This is a genomic window from Streptomyces poriticola (assembly GCF_036689765.1).
Taxonomy (GTDB): Bacteria; Actinomycetota; Actinomycetes; order Streptomycetales; family Streptomycetaceae; genus Streptomyces; species Streptomyces poriticola.
This window is the reverse complement of the sequence record NZ_JBAGKH010000030.1, coordinates 49,725-69,707: the sequence shown is the minus strand read 5'-3', so window position 1 is coordinate 69,707 and position 19,983 is coordinate 49,725. Positions and strand designations below refer to the sequence as shown.

21 protein-coding genes are annotated in these 19,983 nt (G+C 71.4%); 16 read left to right on the top strand and 5 right to left on the bottom strand.

Going from position 1 to position 19,983, the window contains the following annotated elements; translation table 11 throughout:
• Window positions 1-4 precede the first annotated feature (4 nt).
• From V5O46_RS26825 to V5O46_RS26815, 3 genes are all read right to left on the bottom strand, one after another.
• Window positions 5-247 (bottom strand): acyl carrier protein, encoded by a 243-nt coding sequence (locus V5O46_RS26825; RefSeq protein ID WP_332887288.1) that lies wholly within the window; start codon window positions 245-247, stop codon window positions 5-7.
• A 33-nt stretch (window positions 248-280) separates the two neighbouring features.
• Entirely contained in the window at window positions 281-1,864 is a 1,584-nt protein-coding gene (locus tag V5O46_RS26820; protein ID WP_332887287.1) for an amino acid adenylation domain-containing protein, read from the bottom strand.
• A gap of 79 nt (window positions 1,865-1,943) precedes the next feature.
• Window positions 1,944-2,159, bottom strand: coding sequence for an MbtH family protein (locus tag V5O46_RS26815; RefSeq protein ID WP_332887286.1), 216 nt, complete (start codon window positions 2,157-2,159; stop codon window positions 1,944-1,946).
• Between the two features lie 517 nt (window positions 2,160-2,676).
• Between V5O46_RS26815 and V5O46_RS26810 the strand changes: the two genes are divergently transcribed.
• From V5O46_RS26810 to V5O46_RS26740, 15 genes are all read left to right on the top strand, one after another.
• Entirely contained in the window at window positions 2,677-3,582 is a 906-nt protein-coding gene (locus tag V5O46_RS26810; RefSeq protein ID WP_332887285.1) for a thiamine pyrophosphate-dependent dehydrogenase E1 component subunit alpha, read from the top strand.
• Entirely contained in the window at window positions 3,582-4,568 is a 987-nt protein-coding gene (locus V5O46_RS26805; protein ID WP_332887284.1) for an alpha-ketoacid dehydrogenase subunit beta, read from the top strand. The genes V5O46_RS26810 and V5O46_RS26805 overlap by 1 nt, the downstream gene beginning before the upstream one ends.
• Complete coding sequence (locus V5O46_RS26800; RefSeq protein WP_332887283.1) at window positions 4,565-4,834, top strand: lipoyl domain-containing protein; 270 nt, start codon at window positions 4,565-4,567, stop codon at window positions 4,832-4,834. The genes V5O46_RS26805 and V5O46_RS26800 overlap by 4 nt, the downstream gene beginning before the upstream one ends.
• Before the next feature lie 50 nt (window positions 4,835-4,884).
• Window positions 4,885-5,133 carry a phosphopantetheine-binding protein gene (locus V5O46_RS26795; RefSeq protein WP_332887282.1) on the top strand — a complete coding sequence of 83 codons (249 nt, stop codon included), beginning with the start codon at window positions 4,885-4,887 and terminating at the stop codon, window positions 5,131-5,133.
• Entirely contained in the window at window positions 5,130-6,068 is a 939-nt protein-coding gene (locus tag V5O46_RS26790) for a 3-oxoacyl-[acyl-carrier-protein] synthase III C-terminal domain-containing protein (protein ID WP_332887281.1), read from the top strand. Before V5O46_RS26795 ends, V5O46_RS26790 begins: the two co-directional genes overlap by 4 nt.
• Before the next feature lie 84 nt (window positions 6,069-6,152).
• A complete protein-coding gene (locus tag V5O46_RS26785) occupies window positions 6,153-7,283 on the top strand; it encodes a zinc-binding alcohol dehydrogenase family protein (protein ID WP_332887280.1) in 1,131 nt (376 codons plus the stop codon).
• Window positions 7,284-7,307: 24 nt separating this feature from the next.
• Window positions 7,308-8,468 (top strand): acyl-CoA dehydrogenase family protein, encoded by a 1,161-nt coding sequence (locus V5O46_RS26780; protein WP_332887279.1) that lies wholly within the window; start codon window positions 7,308-7,310, stop codon window positions 8,466-8,468.
• Between the two features lie 370 nt (window positions 8,469-8,838).
• Window positions 8,839-9,351: a toxin-antitoxin system HicB family antitoxin gene (locus V5O46_RS26775; RefSeq protein WP_332887278.1), complete on the top strand. Its 513-nt coding sequence runs from the start codon at window positions 8,839-8,841 to the stop codon at window positions 9,349-9,351.
• 77 nt (window positions 9,352-9,428) lie between these two features.
• A complete protein-coding gene (locus tag V5O46_RS26770; RefSeq protein WP_332887277.1) occupies window positions 9,429-10,271 on the top strand; it encodes a DUF4097 family beta strand repeat-containing protein in 843 nt (280 codons plus the stop codon).
• A 57-nt stretch (window positions 10,272-10,328) separates the two neighbouring features.
• Entirely contained in the window at window positions 10,329-11,321 is a 993-nt protein-coding gene (locus V5O46_RS26765) for an ATP-binding cassette domain-containing protein (protein ID WP_332887276.1), read from the top strand.
• Entirely contained in the window at window positions 11,318-12,109 is a 792-nt protein-coding gene (locus V5O46_RS26760) for an ABC transporter permease (protein ID WP_332887275.1), read from the top strand. The genes V5O46_RS26765 and V5O46_RS26760 overlap by 4 nt, the downstream gene beginning before the upstream one ends.
• Window positions 12,110-12,336: 227 nt before the next feature.
• Window positions 12,337-12,747: a cold-shock protein gene (locus V5O46_RS26755; protein WP_332887274.1), complete on the top strand. Its 411-nt coding sequence runs from the start codon at window positions 12,337-12,339 to the stop codon at window positions 12,745-12,747.
• Window positions 12,748-12,805: 58 nt separating this feature from the next.
• On the top strand, window positions 12,806-14,500 hold the full coding sequence (locus V5O46_RS26750; protein ID WP_332887273.1) for a BCCT family transporter: 1,695 nt from the start codon (window positions 12,806-12,808) through the stop codon (window positions 14,498-14,500).
• Between the two features lie 79 nt (window positions 14,501-14,579).
• Window positions 14,580-15,203, top strand: a complete 624-nt coding sequence (locus tag V5O46_RS26745) for a TetR/AcrR family transcriptional regulator (RefSeq protein WP_332887272.1) — start codon at window positions 14,580-14,582, stop codon at window positions 15,201-15,203.
• A gap of 59 nt (window positions 15,204-15,262) precedes the next feature.
• A complete protein-coding gene (locus V5O46_RS26740; protein ID WP_332887271.1) occupies window positions 15,263-16,921 on the top strand; it encodes an acyl-CoA dehydrogenase family protein in 1,659 nt (552 codons plus the stop codon).
• A gap of 97 nt (window positions 16,922-17,018) precedes the next feature.
• On the opposite strand, the gene V5O46_RS26735 is transcribed toward V5O46_RS26740, so the two are convergent.
• A complete protein-coding gene (locus V5O46_RS26735) occupies window positions 17,019-18,320 on the bottom strand; it encodes a cation:proton antiporter (protein ID WP_332887270.1) in 1,302 nt (433 codons plus the stop codon).
• A gap of 174 nt (window positions 18,321-18,494) precedes the next feature.
• Window positions 18,495-18,809, bottom strand: coding sequence for a hypothetical protein (locus tag V5O46_RS26730; protein WP_332887269.1), 315 nt, complete (start codon window positions 18,807-18,809; stop codon window positions 18,495-18,497).
• 148 nt (window positions 18,810-18,957) lie between these two features.
• Here V5O46_RS26730 and V5O46_RS26725 point away from each other — a divergent pair, with 148 nt between their 5' ends.
• A complete protein-coding gene (locus tag V5O46_RS26725) occupies window positions 18,958-19,974 on the top strand; it encodes a TerC family protein (RefSeq protein WP_332887268.1) in 1,017 nt (338 codons plus the stop codon).
• Window positions 19,975-19,983: the final 9 nt, after the last annotated feature.

The window sequence follows — 19,983 nt, the reverse complement described above, 5'->3', positions numbered from 1 at the left end:
CACCTCACATCCGATGCGGAGGGGTCACCGGACCCAGGGATTCGATGTACGCGGAGACCGACCCGATCGTCGGATTGAGGAAGAGCTGGTCCATCGGGACCTCGACGCCCAGTTCCCTGAGGAGAGCGCCCTGGATCCGCGTCATGATCACGGACTGGCCGCCCAGGGAGAAGAAGTCCTGGTCGTCCGCTATGGCGTCGCGGCGCAGTTCCCGGCACCAGATGGCGCGCACGCTGTCGGTGGTCATCACAGCCCCCTCGTCGTCGTCACGGTCCACCGGCTATGCCGCCGTGCCGCTGTCGGCATGTCGGTTCCGGAACATCTCGAGCAGCGCCGCGCGGTCGACCTTCCCGTGCGGGCTCAGCGGAATCCGCGGAATGCTGATGAACCGCGCCGGAACCATGTTCCGCGGCAGCGTCTCCAGAAGCCGGCCGCGCACCTCGTCCTCGGCCGGTTCCTCCCCCGCCGGGACCAGGAACGCGGTCAGCTCGGCCTCGCCCGAACCGGAGTGGGTGCTCACCACCGCGGCCTCCCGGACCCCGGTCAGACGGCCGAGCGCCCGCTCGATGTCGGTGGGGTCGATACGCATGCCCCGGACCTTCACCTGTGCGTCGATCCTGCCCAGGACGACCAGGTCCCCGGCCTCGGTCGCGTACCCGCGGTCGCCCGTGCGGTACAGCCTGTGCGGCACCCCGTCGACCACGACCGTCGTGAACCTCCCGGACTCGGGACCGGTGCCGTTGAGATAGCCCGCGCCGACACCGGCCCCGGCGATGCAGATCTCGCCGGTCTCCCCGGGCGCGACACCACGCAGCCGCTCGTCGAGGAGGTGGATGTCCGTGTTGTAGGCGGGCCTGCCGACCGGAGCCCTGTCCTGATCGCCGGGCCGGTACCCGGCGAGGTCGTACGAGGTGGCGACGTCCGTGCACTCGGCGACGCCGTACTGGTGCAGCAGGGTGCACGTGTTGTCCTCGCGCGACGCCCAGTCGGCGATCAGTTCGGCCTTCAGCGGCTCACCGCCGAACAGCAGGTGGTCCAGCCGGGCGAGCGCGTCTCCGCCCTGTGCGGTCTCCCGGTCCACCAGCAGATACAGCGTGCTGGAGGCGCAGTGCACCACGCGTATCCCGTGCTCGGTCAGCATGCGGTAGGCCATCAGGGCGTCGAAGTTCCGGCTCGCCATCAGGTGCTGGGTGGCGCCGCAGAACAACGGCGCCATCAGACTGCGCTGGGAGAGGTCGAACCCGAACGCGCTGACGACCAGGTTGTGCGACCCGCGGTGCAGGCGGTACTCGACCGTCAGCCAGTTCAGCAGGTTGAACCAGCCCTCGTGCCGCACCGCGGTCAGCTTCGGCGTCCCCGTCGACCCGGAGGTGAAGACGGCGTAGCACACGTCGTCCCCGGTGACACGGACGTCGGGACGGGTCACCGGACGGTCCGCGGGCCGGGCAGGGAGCTGCTGGAGGTCGACGACCTCGGCGGGCGCCGGCTCGACCAGCGTGACCGTCGCCGGGGACGCCACGATCAGGGCGAGGTCGGGTATCTGGCCGAGCAGCAGCCGGAGTCGCGCCGGCGGGTAGGCCGGATCGAGCGGCACATAGGCCGCACCGGCCTTCAGTGTTCCGAGGATGGCGACGAGCATGTCGACCGAGTAGTCCAGGCAGACACCGATCTTCGCGCCCCGTGCTCCGCGTGCGACGAGGAAGTGCGCGAACCGGTTCGCCGCCGCGTCCAGCTCCGCGTAGGTCATCCGCCGGCCGGCGCAGAAGACGGCGACGGCGTCGGGAGTGGCATCCGCGTGCGCCTCGAACCGCCGGTGGACGACGGGCGTCGGGGGCAGGTCGACCCGCTTGCCCTGAAGGATCATCAACTGACTCCGATGTGAAGGGCGTCCGGAAGATCGGGCCGTCGGCACGGCACCGGGGAAGGCCTCGGCCGGCCGGCGTTCAGCCCTCCGCCATCGCCTCGCGCAGGCTCCGCGGACGCAGATCGGTCCAGTTCCGCTCGACGTACTCCAGGCACTCGGCCCGGGACGCCTCGCCGAAGACCACCCGCCAGCCCGCGGGTGTCTCGACGAACACCGGCCACAGGGAGTGCTGGTCCTCGTCGTTGACCAGCACGTAGAAGCGGCCGTCCTCGTCATCGAAAGGGTTTGTGCTCATGCCACCGTCCTCAGCCGTCGCGGGGTGACTCGGCAGGGGAATTCGCCGGGCCGAGTCCGAGAAAAGGACCAGGGGCGGGTTCACCGACGGGCGTCGTCCTGTCGACAGGACATCCCGGCATCCGCAGCTCCCCTGGAATGCCGACGCCAACTTAGATCCCGGCCGCCGACCCCACAAGGGCGGCAGGACGCTGACCTCCCGGTCGTCCGCCCGAACCTGTTTCCCACCGGTGTTCCTGTGCCACCATGGCCGCCCGGTGGCCCGGCGGCGGGCACACTCACCCGGGGCCGGGCCCCGCTCTCCTCGTGGCCGACGCGGTCGAGAAACGCGCGCGGTCGGTGGAGAGGCCCGCACCGGACGACCCGCCGGGCACGGTCCTCCCGGCAGAGATACCGGACGGGCTCCGTCCCCGCGCATACGGATACGCAGCGTCGACCGCGACCGCGCCGCACCGACGGCAAAGGAATTCCGACCACGGCAGAAAGCCCATCGACGGACCTACGACTGGTGATCGGTCTTGAAGTCAGAATCCGAGTACGCGACAGTTCCAGACGACGACACACGACGGTCGCTGCTGCGCCACATGCTGGTGGCGAGGGGCGTCGACGAGGAGGCCCGGCAGCTCCAGAAGCAGGGGTCGCTGGACCTCTGGCTGTCCTGCCAGGGGCAGGAGGCGGCGCAGGTCGGCTCCGCCCTCGCGGTGGGCCCGGCCGCGACGGTCTTTCCCAGCTACCGGGAACACGCGGTCGCTCTGCTGCGCGGCGTGACACCGGCCGAACTGGTCGCGCAGTGGGCCGGCCGGACGTTCTGCGGATGGGACCCCCGCCGGCTCCGGTTCTTCCCCTACACGCTGGTCCTGGCCGCACAGACGCTGCACGGCGTGGGCTATTCGATCGGGCAGCGGCTGCAGCGCCGGGAGGACTTCGTCGTCGTGTACATAGGCGACGGCGCCACCAGCGAGGGCGACATGTCGGAGGCGATGAACCTCGCCGCCGTCGAGTCGGCGTCCGTGCTGTTCGTCTGCCAGAACAACGGCTGGGCCATCTCGAAGCCGGCCCGGGAGCAGATGCGCACCTCGCTGGCCGAACGCGCCCGGGGCTTCGGGATCGGGTCCGTCCGGATCCCGGGGCAGGACCCGGAGGCCGTCTTCTCCACCTGCGCCCGGGCGGCCGCCCGGGTCCGCGCGGAGCGGGCGCCCCGTCTCGTCGAGATCCGGGTGGCACGCATCCACGGGCACTCCACCTCCGACGCCCAGGAGCTGTACCGCAGCCGCGACGACATCGCGGAGGCCAGGGCGACGGACCCGGTGACCGCCTACGCGGCCCGGCTGTCCGGTCTGGGCCTGGTGGACACCGGGTGGTTCGACGCCGTCGAGGCGGAGGTCCGGGAGCTGCGCGAGCGGTTGATGAAGGAGTACGCGTGATGAGCACCGCGTCGGTGCCCCTGGCGGAGGCGATCAACACGACCCTCGCCGATCTCCTCGAACAGGACCCGGCCCTGCTGCTGCTCGGCGAGGACATCGGCCGGCTCGGGGGCGTCTTCCGGGTGACGCGCGGCCTGCGGGACCGCTTCGGCGCGGACCGGGTGCGCGACTCGCTCCTCGCCGAGTCCACCATCGTCGGCCAGGCGGTCGGCCTGGCGATGAGCGGACTGGTGCCGGTCTGCGAGATCCAGTTCGACGGGTTCACCTATCCGGCGGTGAACCAGCTGGTGACCCAGGCTGCCCGGATCGGCGAACGGTGGAACGGACGGATCAGCCCGAGCCTGGTGGTGCGCATCCCGAGCGGCGGCGGCGTCCGGGGCGTCGAGCACCACAGCGAGTCCAACGAGGCGCTGTTCGCCCGCGTCCCCGGGATCTCGGTGGCGTGCCCGTCCACGGGCGAGGACGCCGACCAGGTCCTGCGGTACGCGGTGACGCTGGGCGCGCCCGTGGTGGTGTACGAGCCGATCCGCCTGTACTGGCGGCGGAACACGCCCCTGCGGGACCCCGGGCCCGCGCGGTCGCCGACCGCGGCCCGGGTGGTGCGGCACGGCACGGACCTGACGATCGCCACGTACGGCGCGGTCACCCACGAGGTGCTCCAGGCGGCGCACGCGCTCGGTCCCGGTGTCGGTGCCGAGGTGGTGGACCTGCGCTGGGTGGCCCCGCTCGACATGGACACGGTGCTGGAGTCGGTCGCCCGCACCGGACGGCTGCTGATCGTGCACGAGGGGTCCAGGGACGTCGGGATCGGGGCCGAGATCGCCGCATCGGTGGCCGAGCACGGATTCGGCGCACTGCGCACCCCGGTCCGCCGGCTGGCGCCCGCCCGTCGGGCCTATCCCCCGGCCGACTTCGAGAAGGACTACCTGATCGGTGTGCAGGAGATCAAGGACGAGGTGCTGGAGATGCTGGAGATGACGACGTGACGGACTCCCCGGTGGACATGCACGTTCCCGGCTTCGGGCACGGCCTCGGCGAGGCCCTGCTGGTCGAGTGGGTCGCCGACGTGGGCGACCTGGTCGAACGGGGGGACGTCATCGCGGTCGTGGAGACCGACAAGGCGAGCACGGAGATCGTGGCGGAGCGCCCCGGGCAGGTCGCGGCCCACTCCGCGACGACCGGCACGGTCCTCAAGTCCGGTGATCCGCTGTACCGGTTGGCGCCCCGCCAGGGGCTGTCCGACAGGCCTTAGCCCGCATCCGCGGAAGATCCTGGATCCAGAGTCTGGAACGGAGAGGGAAGATGAGCGACATAGAGCGCCGTATCACGGACACGATGCTGGCCAAGCTGCGCGAGCGCGAACCGTCGTTGGGCCCCGGCGACCTCACCCGGCCGGTGGCCGACCTCGACCTCGACTCGCTCGACCTGGTCGAGCTGCACCAGCAGCTGGAGCGCGAACTCCAGGTCAAGGGAAGCCTTCAGGAGACGTCGGGCTTCGCCTTCCTGGACGAGTTCAGCAGGTACTTCGTGAAACTGGCGAGCGGGGAATGAGTGCGGGCATCGTCGATGTCGCCGCCGCGAAGTCCGGCCGGACGGTCACCAACGACGACTTCGCGCCGATCGGTCTCACGGACGAGTGGATCCGGCGCCGCAGCGGCATCGCGTCCCGCTCCTGGCTGCCGGACGGGACACCGCTGGCGGAGGTCGCGGCGGAGGCGTGCGCGCCGATCGTGACCCGGCTGGACGACCCCGCCACGGTCGGCGCACTGGTCGTCGTCAGCACCTCGGTGCGGCAGCGTGTCCCGGGCATCGCCCAGAAGGTGGCCCGGCTCGCCGGCCTCGGCCCCGCTGTGCTGGCCCTCGACATGAACGCGGCCTGCTGCGGCTTCGTCTACGGACTGGTCGCCGGGCTCTCCCTCTGCGAGGCCGGGCAGTCGCGGTCGGTGCTGGTGTGCTCGGTGGAGGCCATGTCCCGGCTCGTGGACCGCACGGACCGGCAGACGGCGTGCATCTTCGCGGACGGCTCCGCGGCCGTCCTGCTCCAGGACCGCGCGGAGTTCGCGGGCTTCCGCCAGATCGCCGGCTGCGACGGCTCCCGGGAGGCGTTGATGCGGGAGACCGAGGCGGGCGGCATCCATCTGGACGGCATGCAGGTGTACGACCGGGCCGTGCGGCGGATGTCGGAGTCGGCGCAGTTCCTCTTCGACCGGGCGCCCGCACCGACGGTCCTGGTCGGCCACCAGGCGAACGGCCGCATCCTGGAGCAGGTCCGCGACTTCACCGCCCATCTCGGCGTGCCCTTCGTGAACCGGATCGAGCACTCCGGCAACACGTCGTCGGCCTCCATCCCCCTGGCGTTCGCCGAGGAGCTGGACGCCGGTTCCCTGCCCGCCGCGGGCCGGCTCGGTGCCGTGGCCTACGGCGCCGGTGAGGCGTGGGGCGGGGTCGCGGTGGACTACCGGGTGCCGGGCGGCACGGCTCACTGAGCGCGCGGGACACCCCGGAAACGTACTCGATCACAGGAGGTCGTCATCTACTCGCCCGATGCCTGGGTCCTGCGCTCCGGCGCGGTGACCGGCCCTCAGGAGGGCAGTCCCGGCAGCGCGCTGCAGCGCGATCTGTTCACCTTCGGCGCACTGGACGAGGGTGAGGCGCTGGTGGAGCCGATCCTCGGCTCCTGGGAGGCCAACGTCGACCACGCGCTGGCCCGGTCCCCGATCGACGTGTGCAGCAGCCGCGGTGAGGACACGGTGGTCGTCGGCAACATGGGCGTGGTCCGCGTGCTCGAGGTGAACGCGGGGAGCCGGGACGTCCGGGTCCGCGAGGGGGACCTGTGCATGCTGATGCCGTTCGGCAGGCTCGACCGCTTCGGCTACGCCGAACTCGCCTACGCCTACGACGCACCCCACACCATCGGCCTGCTGGCCAAACGGTCGAAGATGGACGTACGGGTGCTGCTGCCGATCCCCGGCGGCACGGCCTACTCGCTGCCCCAGTGGGCCACCTACGGACGGTACTTCACCGCCTGGGACAACTGGCACAAGGCGTACGGGTGCTGGCGGACGCAGGTGACCGACGACCCGGCGAACCATCTGGTGTTCGGATGGGGCGGGGGCGTGGCCTTCGCCGAGCTGATGCTGGCCAGGCGGGCCGGGTTCCGGGTGGCGATGACGGCGGGCTCGGACGAGCGGGTCGCCTTCCTGCGGGAGAACGGGATCACCCCGGTGGACCGCCGCCTGTTCCCCGACCTCTCCCTGCCCACCCGGGAGGAACGGACGGACCGGGAACGGCACGAGCGACGCCGGGCCTCGGTCAGGGAGTTCCTGCACCTGGTCGACGAGCTCAGCGACGGCCACGGGGTGGCGATCTTCGTGGACAACATCGGCCGGCCCCTCTACGACATCACCCTGACGGCGCTGGCCCGCGCGGGGGTCGTCACCACCTGCGGCTGGAAGGCGGGAATGCGCCTGACGCATCTGCGGGGGGCCGAGTCCATCAGCCGGCACATCCATGTGAACACCCATGTCTGGCAGCTGCAGGAGTCACCGGCCATCCGGGACTTCCAGGAGGCCGAGGGCTGGATGGCACCGAAGGGGTCGGAGGTCGTCTACGACTTCGACCGGGTGCCCGAACTGGCCGACGACTACGCGAACGGCAGGATCACCTCGTACTTCCCGATGTACCGCGTGAACCCGGTCTGACCGGCCGGAGAGGAGAAGGGTGCCATGACAGCGGAACTGCTCAAGCGGGTACGGGACTTCACCGCGAGGGAGCTGGCCGGGAAGGACGAGCACTTCGACGGTCTGCCGGAACAGCCCACCGTCGAGGCCGCCCGGCTGCACGGTCTGGGCCTCGCCAACTGGTGGGTGCCGCGGCAGTACGGCGGTCTGGGCCTCTCCCTGGAGGAGAGCGTCGACGTGGTGTCCGAACTCTCCTACGGCGACGCCGGATTCGCCTTCGGTGCCTTTCTGCCCGTCCTGGGCGGCATCATGCTCCAGCACTTCGGCGACGAGGCCCTGGCCCGTCCGGCGCTGGAGGCGCTGGTGGCCGGGGGCGGCCGGATCGCCGTTCTCGGCAGTGAGGAGGAGGCCGGCAGCGAGCTGGTCAGGATCGCCACCACCTTCCGCACGGAGGGCGACCGGCTGGTGCTCAGCGGCGACAAGTACTTCTCCACCAACACCGACTCGGCCGGGCTCCTGCTGGTGCTCGCCCGGTCGGCCGAGGACGCCGCGGACTTCGCCGTCGTCGCGGTACCGCGCGACACTCCCGGTGTCGAGATCGTCAAGCGCTGGGACCTGCTCGGCGTCCGGGGCGCCGGCACGTACCGCGTACGCCTCGAGGACTGCGCCGTCCCCGCCGCCAACCGGCTGGGCGGCAGCGGACTGCGCATCCTCGAGGCGGGTCTGAACGCGAGCCGCATCCTGATCGCGGCCTGCGCGGTGGGGATCGCCAGGCGCATCAGGGACCTGGCGATGGAGTACGCGGCAGGGAAGAGGCTCAGGGGCGCCCCGCTCACCGAGAACGCCGTCTTCGCCGGAAAGCTCGGGCAGACGGAGACGCTGATCGACGTCATGCGGAACCAGTGCCGGGCGGCCGCGGCCGAGTTCGACCACCTCCTGGCCGCGGCCGCGAGCGGCGGAACCGGTCTGCACCGGGTGGGCACGCTGCGCTCCGCACTGGCCGCCAAGCTCTTCTGCGGCCAGGCCGGCTGGGAGGTGGCATCGACCGGCTCCGAACTGTTCGGCGGTCTCGGCTACACCCGGGACCATCCGATCGGCAAGCTCGTCCGCGACATGCGCTACGTCGCCGTCGTCGAAGGCGGCGAGGACATCATGCGTGACCTGGTGTACGCACGCTATGTGGTCCCCGCCCGGAAGCGGCGGTGAGGAGGCCGGGCGGAGCGTCGCGCCGGCTCTTCACGCGGTGACGGCGCACGCCCTGCCCGGTGGTGCCACCACCCGGCAGGACCGGCGCCTCCGCCCCGTGGCCCCGGGCCGGAACCCCGGGCAGCGAGCGACGCCTCTTGTCACACCGCTCCGATGTCGCCACATGGCGCAAATGGCACCGCGTGGCGCCATGCGATGCCACTCCGGCGCACAAACTCACCGCCGCGACGCACGCGAGCACGAATGGCGCCACTCTGGCCGAGAGTGCGCCGCCATCCAGCGCGCCAAAGACACCGCCCCGGGGAGGCTGACTCCCATGTAGCGCCATTCGGGCTTGCAAGGGGCGCCATAGTGGTGCCATCATGACGGCATGGACCTCACCCCGTATGTCGACACCCTCCGCCGCGAACTCGCGGTGGCCGCCGAAGCAGGGGGGGAAGACGCCCGCGAGCTGGCCGAGCGGCTCACCGCTCCTCTGGAGTCGGCGACCCGTTTGACCATGCTCAATGTTCTCTCCGCAGCGATGGACGAGATCACTCGCGAGCTCGCCCCCGGCTCGGTCGACGTACGGCTGCGCGGGCTGGAGCCCGCCTTCGTGGTGACACCGCCGCCCGCCGACGACTCCATGGAACCGGCCAGGGCCGTCGAACCGCCCGTGACGCAGGTGCCGGCCGACGGCGAAGGAGGCGGCCCCGCCCGTATCAACCTGCGGCTGCCCGCGCACCTCAAAGCACGAGCCGAGGAGGCCGCGAGCCGTGAGGGACTCTCGGTCAACGCCTGGCTGGTCCGGGCCGTGTCGACCGCGGTCGAGGGCAACACCCGGGCACGCACGACGGAGAAGACACGCACGGTCGGACAGAGCTTCACCGGCTGGGTGCGCTAGCCGCACCCGCACCCGCACCACTCACGCCACGTCCCACCAGTGGGGACGACCCGACGACCCACGAGGACGGTACAGCCATGCCTTCTTTCGACACGCCAGGAGCGATCACGGTCACGGCGCACGTGTACTCCGGTTCCATCCGGTTCACCACGGGCGACCGCACCGACACCGTCGTCGCGGCGGAGCCCCGCGACCCGAAGCGCGACCAGGACGCACGGGCCGCCGAGCAGACCGAGGTCGCCTACGCCGGCGGTGCACTGACCATCAGGACCCCCAGGGCCAATCTCATCGGGCGCTCCGGCAACGTCGACGTGACGGTGGAACTGCCCACCGGCTCGCACGTCGACGTCTCCGGCGCCGGGACCCAGGTGCTCGGCGAGGGCCGGCTGGGCGAGGTCCGCCTGAAGACCGCGTCCGGCGATGTCCGCCTCGACACCACAGGGCCGCTCCAGCTCACCGTGTCGCACGGCTCGATCACCGTGGACCGCGTCGAGGGCATGGCCGAGATCACCACCAACTCCGGCAACCTGCGCGTCGGCGTCGTGGACGGTCCCGCCGTCCTCAAGAACTCGCACGGCAGCACCACCGTCGATGCCGTGACCGGCGAGCTGCGGGTGAACGGCGTCAACGGCGGCGTCGACATCGCGCGCGCCGAGGCGTCCGTCACCGGCACCACCACCAACGGCCACCTCCGCGTCGGCGATGTCGCCCGCGGCACCGTCCATCTGGAGACCGCCAACGGTCCCATCGAGGTCGGCATCCGCGAGGGCACCGCCGCCTGGCTCGACGTCACCTCCAAGCGCGGACAGGTACGCAACACGCTCGCCGCGTCCGACGCCCCGGAGCAGACCGAGGAGACCGTCAAGGTCCACGCCCGGTCCAACTGGGGCAACATCGATGTCCGCCGCGCCCGGGTCTGAGCACCATCTCCCGTCCGCCCGTCCCCACGTCCCTCAGCCTCCGAAAGGGAGAGCTCCATGCCTTCAGCTGTCATGCCCACATCCAGGAAGGGTGAGAGCACGCCGCGCCCTGCCGCCATCTCCGCCGTCGGGCTGCGCAAGTCGTTCGGCGACAAGACCGTCCTCGACGGCATCGACCTGCGCATCCCGACCGGGTCCGTGTTCGCGCTGCTCGGACCGAACGGCGCGGGCAAGACCACCGCGGTGAAGATCCTCTCCACCCTCATCACCGCGGACGCCGGTGAGCTGCGGGTCGGCGGCCACGACCTCGCCACCGACCCGCAGGCCGTGCGCGCCGCGATCGGGGTCACCGGGCAGTTCTCCGCCGTCGACGGGCTGATCACCGGCGAGGAGAACATGCTCCTCATGGCGGACCTGCAGCACCTCTCCAAGCAGGAGGGGCGGAAGGCCGCCGCCGAACTGCTGGAGCGCTTCGACCTCACCGAGGCCGCGAGGAAGCCGGTCTCCACCTACTCCGGCGGTATGAAGCGCCGCCTGGACCTCGCGATGACCCTGGTGGGCAACCCGCGGATCATCTTCCTCGACGAGCCCACCACCGGCCTCGACCCCCGCTCCCGCCACAGCATGTGGCAGATCATCCGCGAGCTGGTCTCCGACGGGGCCACCGTCTTCCTCACCACCCAGTACCTGGAGGAGGCCGACGAACTCGCCGACCGCATCGCCGTCCTCAACGACGGCAGGATCGCCGCCCAGGGGAGCGCCGAGGAGCTCAAGCGGCTGGTCCCCGGCGGGCACATCCGGCTCCGCTTCACCGACCCGGCGGCCTACCAGACCGCGGTCGCCGCGCTGCGCGAGGCCACCCGCGACGACGAGGCGCTGGCCCTGCGCATCCCCAGCGACGGCACCCAGCGCGAACTGCGCTCCGTCCTCGACTGGCTGGACTCGGCCGACATCGAGGCGGACGAGCTCGCCGTGCACACCCCCGACCTCGACGACGTCTTCTTCGCCCTGACCGGCGGCACCGACCAGCACCAGGAGACTGCCCGATGAGCGCCCTCACCCTCGTCGCCCGCGACTCGAGCACGATGCTGCGCCGCAACCTGCTGCACGCCCGGCGCTATCCGTCCCTCACTCTGAACCTGCTGCTCACGCCGGTCATGATGCTGCTGCTCTTCGTCTACATCTTCGGCGATGTGATGAGCGCGGGCATCGGTGGCGGCGGCGCGGACCGCTCCGAGTACATCGCCTACATCGTCCCCGGGATCCTGCTGATGACCATCGGCAGCACGGTCATCGGCGCCGCGGTGTCCGTCTCCACCGACATGGCCGAGGGCATCATCGCCCGCTTCCGCACGATGGCGATCCACCGCGGCTCGGTGCTCATCGGGCACGTGGTGGGCAGCGTGATGCAGGTGCTCGCCAGCCTGGTCATCGTCGGAGCCGTCGCCGTGGCCATCGGCTTCCGGTCCACGGACGCCACGGCTCTGGAGTGGCTGGCGGCGTTCGGACTGCTCGCGCTGTTCGCCCTGGCGCTCACCTGGATCGCGGTCGGCATGGGACTGGCCAGCCCGAACGCCGAGGCGGCCAGCAACATGGCCATGCCGTTGATCCTCCTTCCGCTCATCTCGAGCGCCTTCATCCCGGCCGAGACGATGCCGGGCTGGTTCCAGCCGATCGCCGAGTACCAGCCGTTCACCCCGGCCATCGAGACTCTGCGCGGCCTGCTCCTCGGCACCGAGATCGGCCACCAAGCCTGGCTCGCGATCGGCTGGAGCGTGGCCCTCTCCGCCCTCGGCTACTTCTGGTCGAGGTCGCTCTTCAACCGCGACCCGCGGTAGCCGCATCCGCGGGACGGCCACACGTCGTCGCAGGACGGCCTGCAGGGCGGCGTACGCCGGCGCGGTGCCGGCGCACGCCGCCCTGCAGGCGGTCTGTTCGCCGGCCCGGGCCCGGCCTGCGGCGTTCGGCGGGGGGCACTCGACCCGCACCGCTCCCGCCGCGTACCCTTCTCGCTTGTTGCTGGTCCGGGCAAGGGGCCCGGGTGTTGCGGTTGGGGGTTGTGGCCATGATTGCCGGTCGTGTGGTGCGGTTCGACGCTGTGCGGGGCTATGGGTTCATCGCGCCGGATCACGGCGGGGAGGACGTCTTCCTCCACGCCAACGATCTGCGGATTCCCGAGCACCAGGTGCGTCCCGGGCTCCCCGTCGAGTTCGAGGTCGAGGAGGGCGACCGGGGCCTGAAGGCCTCGGACGTGCGCCTGGGCCAGGGGGCCGTGGCGGCCCCGCCGTCCGGGACGGCGGCGCGGCAGCTGGACGGCGACGACTCGATGTGCGACGTGCTCACCTCGCACGAGTACCTCCACGAGGTGACGGAGATTCTGCTGTCCGCCTGTCCGACGCTGACCGGGGAACAGATCGTGCAGGTCCGCCGGGGTCTGCTGCAGTTCGGCAAGAACCACGGCTGGACCGACGGCTGACCGGCGGGCGGCGTGTAACGCCCCACTACGGTGCGATGTCGCACCATAGTGGGGCGCTATGAGTACGGAACCGATCGATCCGTCCCCGTCGGAGATTCCGCACAGCCGTCCGGTGCACGCGGCACCCGACCGGGTGCTGGTCACCATCGGGATGGCGGCCGTGGCCGCGGTGGTGCTGTGGGCCTGGCTCGGCGAGGAGTCCTTCGACAGCGTCTCCTCCACCAGCCTGACGTGGGTGCTGAACAACTTCGGCTGGCTCTTCGTGGTCGCCGCGGACGTGTTCCTGGTCCTCTGCCTGGTCATCGCGTTCAGCAGGTTCGGCCGGATCAGGCTGGGCAGGGACGACGCCGAGCCGGAGTTCGGGAACCTCGCCTGGATCGCCATGATGTTCAGCGCGGGCATGGGCATCGGTCTGATGTTCTACGGCGTCGGTGAGCCGCTCACGCACTTCCTGGCGCCGCCGCCGGCGAGCGGCGCACAGCCCGAGTCCGCCGCGGCGGCGCGTACGGCCATGGAGTACTCGTTCTTCCACTGGACGCTCACGCCCTGGGCGATCTACGGGATCGCGGGGCTCGCGCTGGCGTACGCCGGTTTCCGCAAGGGCCGCGGCAACCGGCTCAGCGCCGCGTTCGTCCCGCTGATCGGGGCCCGGCGGGCGGTGTCGTGGCAGGGCAGGGTGATCGATCTGCTGGCCGTCTTCGCAACCGTCTTCGGCACGGCGACCAGCCTCGGCCTGGGCGCGCTCCAGGTCGCCGAGGGACTCGACATCACGGCGGGCGTGGACGCCACCCGGACCTCCGAACTGGTCATCATCGGGGCACTGTCGGCGGCGTTCGTCGTCTCGGCCTTCTCCGGGCTGCACCGGGGCGTCAAATGGCTGTCGACGCTGAACATCGTGCTGGCGGCGGCGGTGATGGTGTTCGTGTTCCTGGTCGGCCCGACCGTCTACATCCTGGACACGATCCCCGCGTCCGTCGGCGGGTATCTGCAGAACCTGCTGCCGATGGCCACCCGGACCGGCGCCTTCTCCGACCATGCCTGGCTGGGCGCCTGGACCATCTTCTACTGGGCCTGGTGGCTGTCCTGGGCGCCGTTCGTGGGGACGTTCATCGCGCGTATCTCGCACGGCCGGAGCGTGCGGGAGTTCCTCATCGGCGTGCTGCTGGTGCCGAGCGGTGCGACCGTCATCTGGTTCTGTGTGATGGGCGGTACGGCGCTCCGGCTGCAGTCGACCGGGGAGGCCGACCTCGCGGGCGCCGTGGCCGACGGCGCCGAGGCGTCGCTGTTCGCCATGCTGGACGCACTGCCGATCGGTTCGGTCACGTCGTTCATCGCGATGGTGCTGGTCATGACCTACTTCGTGACGAGTGCCGACTCGGCGTCGCTGGTGATGGGTTCGCTGACCAGCCGGGGCGCGCTGCATCCGCCGACGCTGCTGGTCGTGGTGTGGGGCGTGCTGATGGCGTCGGTGGCGGCGGTGCTGCTGGTGGTGGGCGGCCTGGACTCGCTCCAGACGGCGACGATCCTGGTGGCGCTGCCCTTCGTGGTGGTGATGCTGCTCCTGTGCTGGTCCCTGGTGCGCGAGTTGCGGGAGGACCCGGGCGCCGGCCCCGCCCGGCACCATGCGCTGCACGGGCTCGCGGACGTCGTACGGACGATGGTCGGCGACGTGGTCACGGAGCAGGGACCGTCCCGTCACCACCGGCTGCGGCGGGCGGCGAAGGCGCGCCGGGAGTCCGACGACGACACCTGACGCGCCGCCGCCCCGCTCCGGGCCACCGCCGCCACGTTCTGCTCTTGGCGAAAGATGTGAATGGTGGTTCACTTCTTTCATGGCCTACCGCAAGACCCCTGCCGAGATCCGCCGGCTGGAAGCCGCCCGTGACCGCCTCGTCGACTGCGCCACCGCCGTGGTCGCCGAGGTGGGCTGGGCACAGGCGTCCGTGACCGCGGTCGCCGGTGCGGCCGGGATCGCGGCCGGCTCGGTCTACCAGCACTTCCCGTCCAAGGCGGCGCTCGCCGTCGAGGTGTTCCGGCGTGCCGCCGGGCGGGAGGTCGAGGTGCTCGGCGAGGTGCTGCGCGGCCCCGGCGATCCGGCCGGGCGGCTCGCCGCCGGAGTCCGGGTCTTCGCCCGACGCGCGCTGGAGAACCGCGGTCTGGCCTACGCGCTGCTCGCCGCCCCGGCGGAACCGGCGGTCGGGGCCGAACGCCTCGACCACCGCCTGCGCTACCGCGCCCTGTTCGCCGAGGTGGTCCGAGAGGGCATCGCGGACGGCACGCTGCCGCCCCAGGACGCTGAGGTCACCGCCGCGGCGCTCACCGGCGGGATCGGCGAGGTCCTCGTCGCTCCGCTCGGCACCGCCGACGACGACGGCGACAGCGGTGAACTGCTCGCCGAGCTCACCGCCATGGCACTGCGCTGCGCCGGGGCCGACCCGGCCGGCCCGCACCCGTGAACCGCCCTCGGGAAGCACCCGCGCACCCGTGAACCACCGGCGACCTTGGAGGAGATCCCGTGTCATCATCCGCAGTTCCGCGGAGCAACCCCACCGCGGTGACCCACGAGGTGACCAACCAGCCACCGCCGCTGACCGGCCACGACGTCGCCGACGACCCGGTGCTGATCGAGGGCGTGCGCCGGGAGGGCGCCGAGTGGTACCTCGACGACCTGCACCGGGTGGGCCGCCGGGCCGGCGACGAGGAGGTGCAGCGCTGGGCGGACGAGGCCAACCGCTTCGAGCCGGTGCTGCGCACCCATGACCGCTACGGCCGGCGGGTCGACGAGGTGGACTTCCATCCCTCGTACCACGCCTTGCTGGAGGTGGCGATCGGCGAGGGGCTGGCCGGGGCCGCCTGGGCGGACGAGCGGGCCGGCGCGCATGTGGCGCGCGCGGCCGGGTTCATGGTGTGGAGCACCGCCGAGGCGGGGCACGGCTGCCCGGTCTCCATGACCTACGCCGTGGTCCCGGCGCTGCGGCACTCCCCCGACCTGGCCAAGACCTACGAGCCGCTGCTGACCGGCCGGGTCTACGACCCCGGCCTGCGCACGCCCACGGACAAGCGCGGCCTGCTGGCCGGGATGGGCATGACGGAGAAGCAGGGCGGCACGGACGTACGGGCCAACACGACCACCGCGACCGAGCGGCCCGACGGGACCTGGCGGCTGCGCGGGCACAAGTGGTTCACCAGTGCGCCGATGAACGACCTGTTCCTGGTCCTCGCCCAGGCCCCCGGCGGGCTGTCGTGTTTCCTGGTGCCGCGGGTGCTGCCCGACGGCAGCCGCAACACCTTCCGTGTCCAGCGGCTCAAGGACAAGCTCGGGAACCGCTCGAACGCCAGCAGCGAGCCCGAGTTCGACGACACCGTGGCCTGGCTGGTCGGCGCGGAGGGCAAGGGGGTGCGCACCATCATCGACATGGTGACGATGACCCGCCTGGACTGCGTGCTCGGTTCGGCCGCCGGCACCCGTGCCGCCCTCGCCCAGGCCGCCCACCATGTGCGCCACCGCTCCGTTCTCGGCGCCAAGCTGATCGACCAGCCGCTGATGCGCAATGTGATCGCCGACCTGGGCGTCGAGTCGGAGGCCGCCACCACGCTCGCGCTGCGCCTCGCCGGAGCAGCCGACCGGGCGGTGCGGGGCGACGCCCGCGAGCGTGCCTTCCTGCGGCTGGCCACGGCCGTCGCCAAGTACTGGGTGTGCAAGCGCCAGCCCGCGGCGGTGGCCGAGGCCCTGGAGTGCCTCGGCGGCAACGGCTACGACGAGGCGTCCGGCATGCCGCGCCTGTACCGCGAGGCCCCGCTGAACGGCATCTGGGAGGGCTCGGGCAATGTCAACGCACTGGACATGCTGCGCGCGATGGCCCGGGAGCCGGAGTCCGTCGACGCCTTCGGCGCCGAGATCGAGGCCGCGGCCGGCGCCGACCGCCGGCTCGACCTGGCCTGGCGGGAACTGAGGGACGAGCTGGTGCTCACCGAGGACGCCCCGCTGCGAGCCCGCCGGGTCATCGAGCGTGCGGCGCTGGTGCTGCAGGGGTCCCTGCTGGTGCGGCACGCCCCGGCGCCGGTCGCGGACGCCTTCTGCGCATCCCGCCTGGCGGGCGACCGCGGCCTCGCCTTCGGCACCCTCGCCCCGGCGACCGGATTCGCGGCCCTGCTCGGCCGGCTGCCCTGCTGACACCCGGCCGGGAGAAGAGGAGAAGAGAGGGAGGGGAGGAAGGGGAGGGCCGCGGGTGCGGTCCCTCCCCGGACACGGAGCGCGTACGCGCCGCGGGTCACTCCGACGCGCTCTTCGCGGTCCCGCCGGTCCCGGCCTCGCTCCTCACCGGCTCGGCCTTCCCGGCGGCCCCGGTCTCCCCGACCGAGACCCCGGCAGGCCGTGCGGCGTCGCCGTCGCCCATGCCCGCCAGGTCCTCGACGTCGAAGGCGCGGGCGATCGGTACGTCCGTCGAGCTGTGCGCGACGATCGAGAAGGCGATGCACACCGCGATGAGCGTGAACGCCTGCTCCGCCTCCGGGATGCCGGAGTGCAGCACCAGCAGCCCGTAGACGACCGACGCGAATCCCTTGGGGCCGAACCAGGCCGCGACCAGTTTCTCCTTGCGTGACAGCCGGGTGCCGAGGAGGGACAGCAGCAGCGAGGCCGGGCGGATCAGGACGATCGCCAGGAGCACGGCCACATAGCCGCCCGGCGACAGGTCGCCGAACAGCTGCGGGGTCAGCAGTGCGCCGAAGACCAGCAGCGCCGCGAACTTCGCCAGCTCGGCCAGCGCCTCGCCGAGCGGCTCGAAGGAGGTCTTGGCCTCCGGGGAGACATGCACGATGACCGCGCCCGCCGAGAAGGCCGCCAGATAGGGGTTGGCGTGGGTGAGGTGGCAGGCGGCGTACAGGATGATCCCGGTGGCCAGCGGCAGCAGCGGCTGGAGCTTCGGCTCCGCACCCAGCAGCCGGAACCGGACCAGCCGGTTGACCAGCAGCGGCAGGATGCCGCCGAACGCCAGCCCGAGGAGCAGTTCCAGGGCGATCGTCGAGGGCGAGGCGTCCATGCCGGCGGCCGTCGGGCCGGCGGCGGCGATAAGGATCAGTACGACCGGAAGGGCGAGTCCGTCGTTGATCCCGCTCTCCACGTTGAGCAGCTGACGCAGCTTGGCGGGGACCTCCGCACGGCCCACGATCGCCGAGGCGAAGACCGGGTCGGTCGGTGCCAGCACCGCGCCGACCAGGAACGAGGTGGTCCAGTCGAGGCCCACCAGATAGTGGGTCACCAGGGCCATGAAGACGAACGCCAGCGGCATGCCGAGGCCCAGCGCGCGGGCCGGATTGCGCCAGTTGGCCCGCAGCTTGGGCAGCGAGACGTGCATGCCGTCGGTGAACAGCACCGCGAACAGCGCCAGATCGGCGGTCACCGCCACGATCTCGCTGTCCGGGGTCACATGGATCAGCCCCAGGAAACCGTCGCTGACCAGCGCGCCGCCCACCAGGAACAGCAAGGACGTCGACAGCACCGTACGCGCCGCGAGGCCCGACAGGAGCACCGCCACCAACAGCGCGACGCCGAAGACCACTACCAGAACCATGACGGAAGGCCCCCCGATCGGAAGAGTTCTGCCCTGCTCGCCGACCCGACTTCCCGGCACACCGCAGGGAACCTTACAGGCTCCTGACGCACCATTGACAGGGCCCTGATGCGTACCCGGAACGGCCGCACACTGCCGGGTTCCGGCAACCCACGGGCGACCCAGGGCGCCGGGTCAGGGTGAGCGCAGCCCCGAATGCAGCCCCGCCCGCCTCTCCCGCAGCAGCCGCAGCCCCGCGCGGACCGCCCTGGAGAACAGGACCAGCAGCGCCACCTGGAGCACACAGGCCGCGGCGCCGAACGTGCCCGCGGAGACGGCGCGCAGCACCGAGACGGCGAACGCCGCGCCGCCCTCGCCCGTACCCGCCGCGACCGGGTCCAGCGGAATCGCCGCCCGGACCCCTTCCGCGAGCAGCGCCGACACGGTCAGTACCACTGCCGCACGGACGAGGAGTCCCACCACGCCCGCCGGTGCCCGTCGCCCTCGCACTCGAACCTCCCACGGTCCCGACCCGGCGAACGCCCGCATCCTGCCAGAACACGCGTGAGCGTGGGGGCGACATCCTCCCCGGGTATGTCCCAGACTCGTAGGAAGACCTGCGGTCGATCCCGTTCGAGAGATGCGAGAGGTCGGGCCTGTGCATGACGTGCCGGTGTGGTTGTGGATGGTTTTCGGCATCACCGTGCTGGTGTCACTGGCGATCGACCTGCTCGCCCACCGACAGGCGCACGTCATCGGCTTCCGGGAGGCCGCCGCATGGAGCGCCGTGTGGGTCGGGCTGGCGGTCCTGTTCGGTGTGGTCGTCTTCTTCGTCGTCGGCACGACCGCCGGGGTGGAGTACACCACCGCCTGGCTGCTGGAGAAGAGCCTGTCCGTCGACAACCTCTTCGTCTTCGCCCTGATCTTCGGCTACTTCAGGGTGCCCCGCGCCTATCAGCACCGGGTGCTCTTCCTCGGGGTCCTCGGCGCCCTGGTCTTCCGCGGCATCTTCCTCACCGCCGGTGTGGCCGTGGTCAGCCGCTTCACCGCGGTGCTGTTCGTCTTCGCGGCCATCCTGCTGTGGAGCACGTACAAGATCCTGCGCGAGGAGGAGGACAGCTTCGACCCGGCCAAGAGCATCGCCGTGCGCATGCTCCGCAAGGTCGTCCCGGTGCGGGACGAGTACGCCGGGCACCACTTCTTCGTACGGGAGGCCGGCCGGCGCGTCGCCACGCCTCTGCTCGCCGTGGTCGCCGCCATCGAGGCCGCCGACCTCGTCTTCGCCGTCGACAGCGTGCCCGCGGTGCTGGCCGTCAGCAGCGACGCCTTCATCGTCTACACCAGCAACGCCTTCGCCATCCTGGGCCTGCGCGCCCTCTACTTCATGCTGGCCGGGCTGCTCGACCGCTTCCACTACCTCAGCTACGGGCTCGCCCTCATCCTGGCCTTCATCGCGGTCAAGCTGATTCTGCAGGCCTCCCACGAGACCATCAGCACCGCCGTACCGGAGATCCCCTCGCTGGTCAGCCTCGCCGTCATCGTCGTCGTGCTGACGGTGTCGATCGTGCTGAGCATGGTGCGGCCACCGGCACAGGGGGCGGACGGGACCGCGTCGGACGCCGCGGAGCCGCCGCCCGACGAGGATCCCGGTCAACATACTCCCAAAAACCGCTAAAGCAGTCTT

Bases quoted from the DNA above. Each gene is read 5' to 3' on its own strand.
- V5O46_RS26825 (WP_332887288.1), bottom strand. From the start codon at position 247: ATGACCACCGACAGCGTGCGCGCCATCTGGTGCCGGGAACTGCGCCGC.
- V5O46_RS26820 (WP_332887287.1), bottom strand. From the start codon at position 1,864: ATGATCCTTCAGGGCAAGCGGGTCGACCTGCCCCCGACGCCCGTCGTC.
- V5O46_RS26815 (WP_332887286.1), bottom strand. From the start codon at position 2,159: ATGAGCACAAACCCTTTCGATGACGAGGACGGCCGCTTCTACGTGCTG.
- V5O46_RS26805 (WP_332887284.1), top strand. From the start codon at position 3,582: ATGAGCACCGCGTCGGTGCCCCTGGCGGAGGCGATCAACACGACCCTC.
- V5O46_RS26795 (WP_332887282.1), top strand. From the start codon at position 4,885: ATGAGCGACATAGAGCGCCGTATCACGGACACGATGCTGGCCAAGCTG.
- V5O46_RS26790 (WP_332887281.1), top strand. From the start codon at position 5,130: ATGAGTGCGGGCATCGTCGATGTCGCCGCCGCGAAGTCCGGCCGGACG.
- V5O46_RS26780 (WP_332887279.1), top strand. From the start codon at position 7,308: ATGACAGCGGAACTGCTCAAGCGGGTACGGGACTTCACCGCGAGGGAG.
- V5O46_RS26775 (WP_332887278.1), top strand. From the start codon at position 8,839: ATGGACCTCACCCCGTATGTCGACACCCTCCGCCGCGAACTCGCGGTG.
- V5O46_RS26770 (WP_332887277.1), top strand. From the start codon at position 9,429: ATGCCTTCTTTCGACACGCCAGGAGCGATCACGGTCACGGCGCACGTG.
- V5O46_RS26765 (WP_332887276.1), top strand. From the start codon at position 10,329: ATGCCTTCAGCTGTCATGCCCACATCCAGGAAGGGTGAGAGCACGCCG.
- V5O46_RS26760 (WP_332887275.1), top strand. From the start codon at position 11,318: ATGAGCGCCCTCACCCTCGTCGCCCGCGACTCGAGCACGATGCTGCGC.
- V5O46_RS26755 (WP_332887274.1), top strand. From the start codon at position 12,337: ATGATTGCCGGTCGTGTGGTGCGGTTCGACGCTGTGCGGGGCTATGGG.
- V5O46_RS26750 (WP_332887273.1), top strand. From the start codon at position 12,806: ATGAGTACGGAACCGATCGATCCGTCCCCGTCGGAGATTCCGCACAGC.
- V5O46_RS26745 (WP_332887272.1), top strand. From the start codon at position 14,580: ATGGCCTACCGCAAGACCCCTGCCGAGATCCGCCGGCTGGAAGCCGCC.
- V5O46_RS26735 (WP_332887270.1), bottom strand. From the start codon at position 18,320: ATGGTTCTGGTAGTGGTCTTCGGCGTCGCGCTGTTGGTGGCGGTGCTC.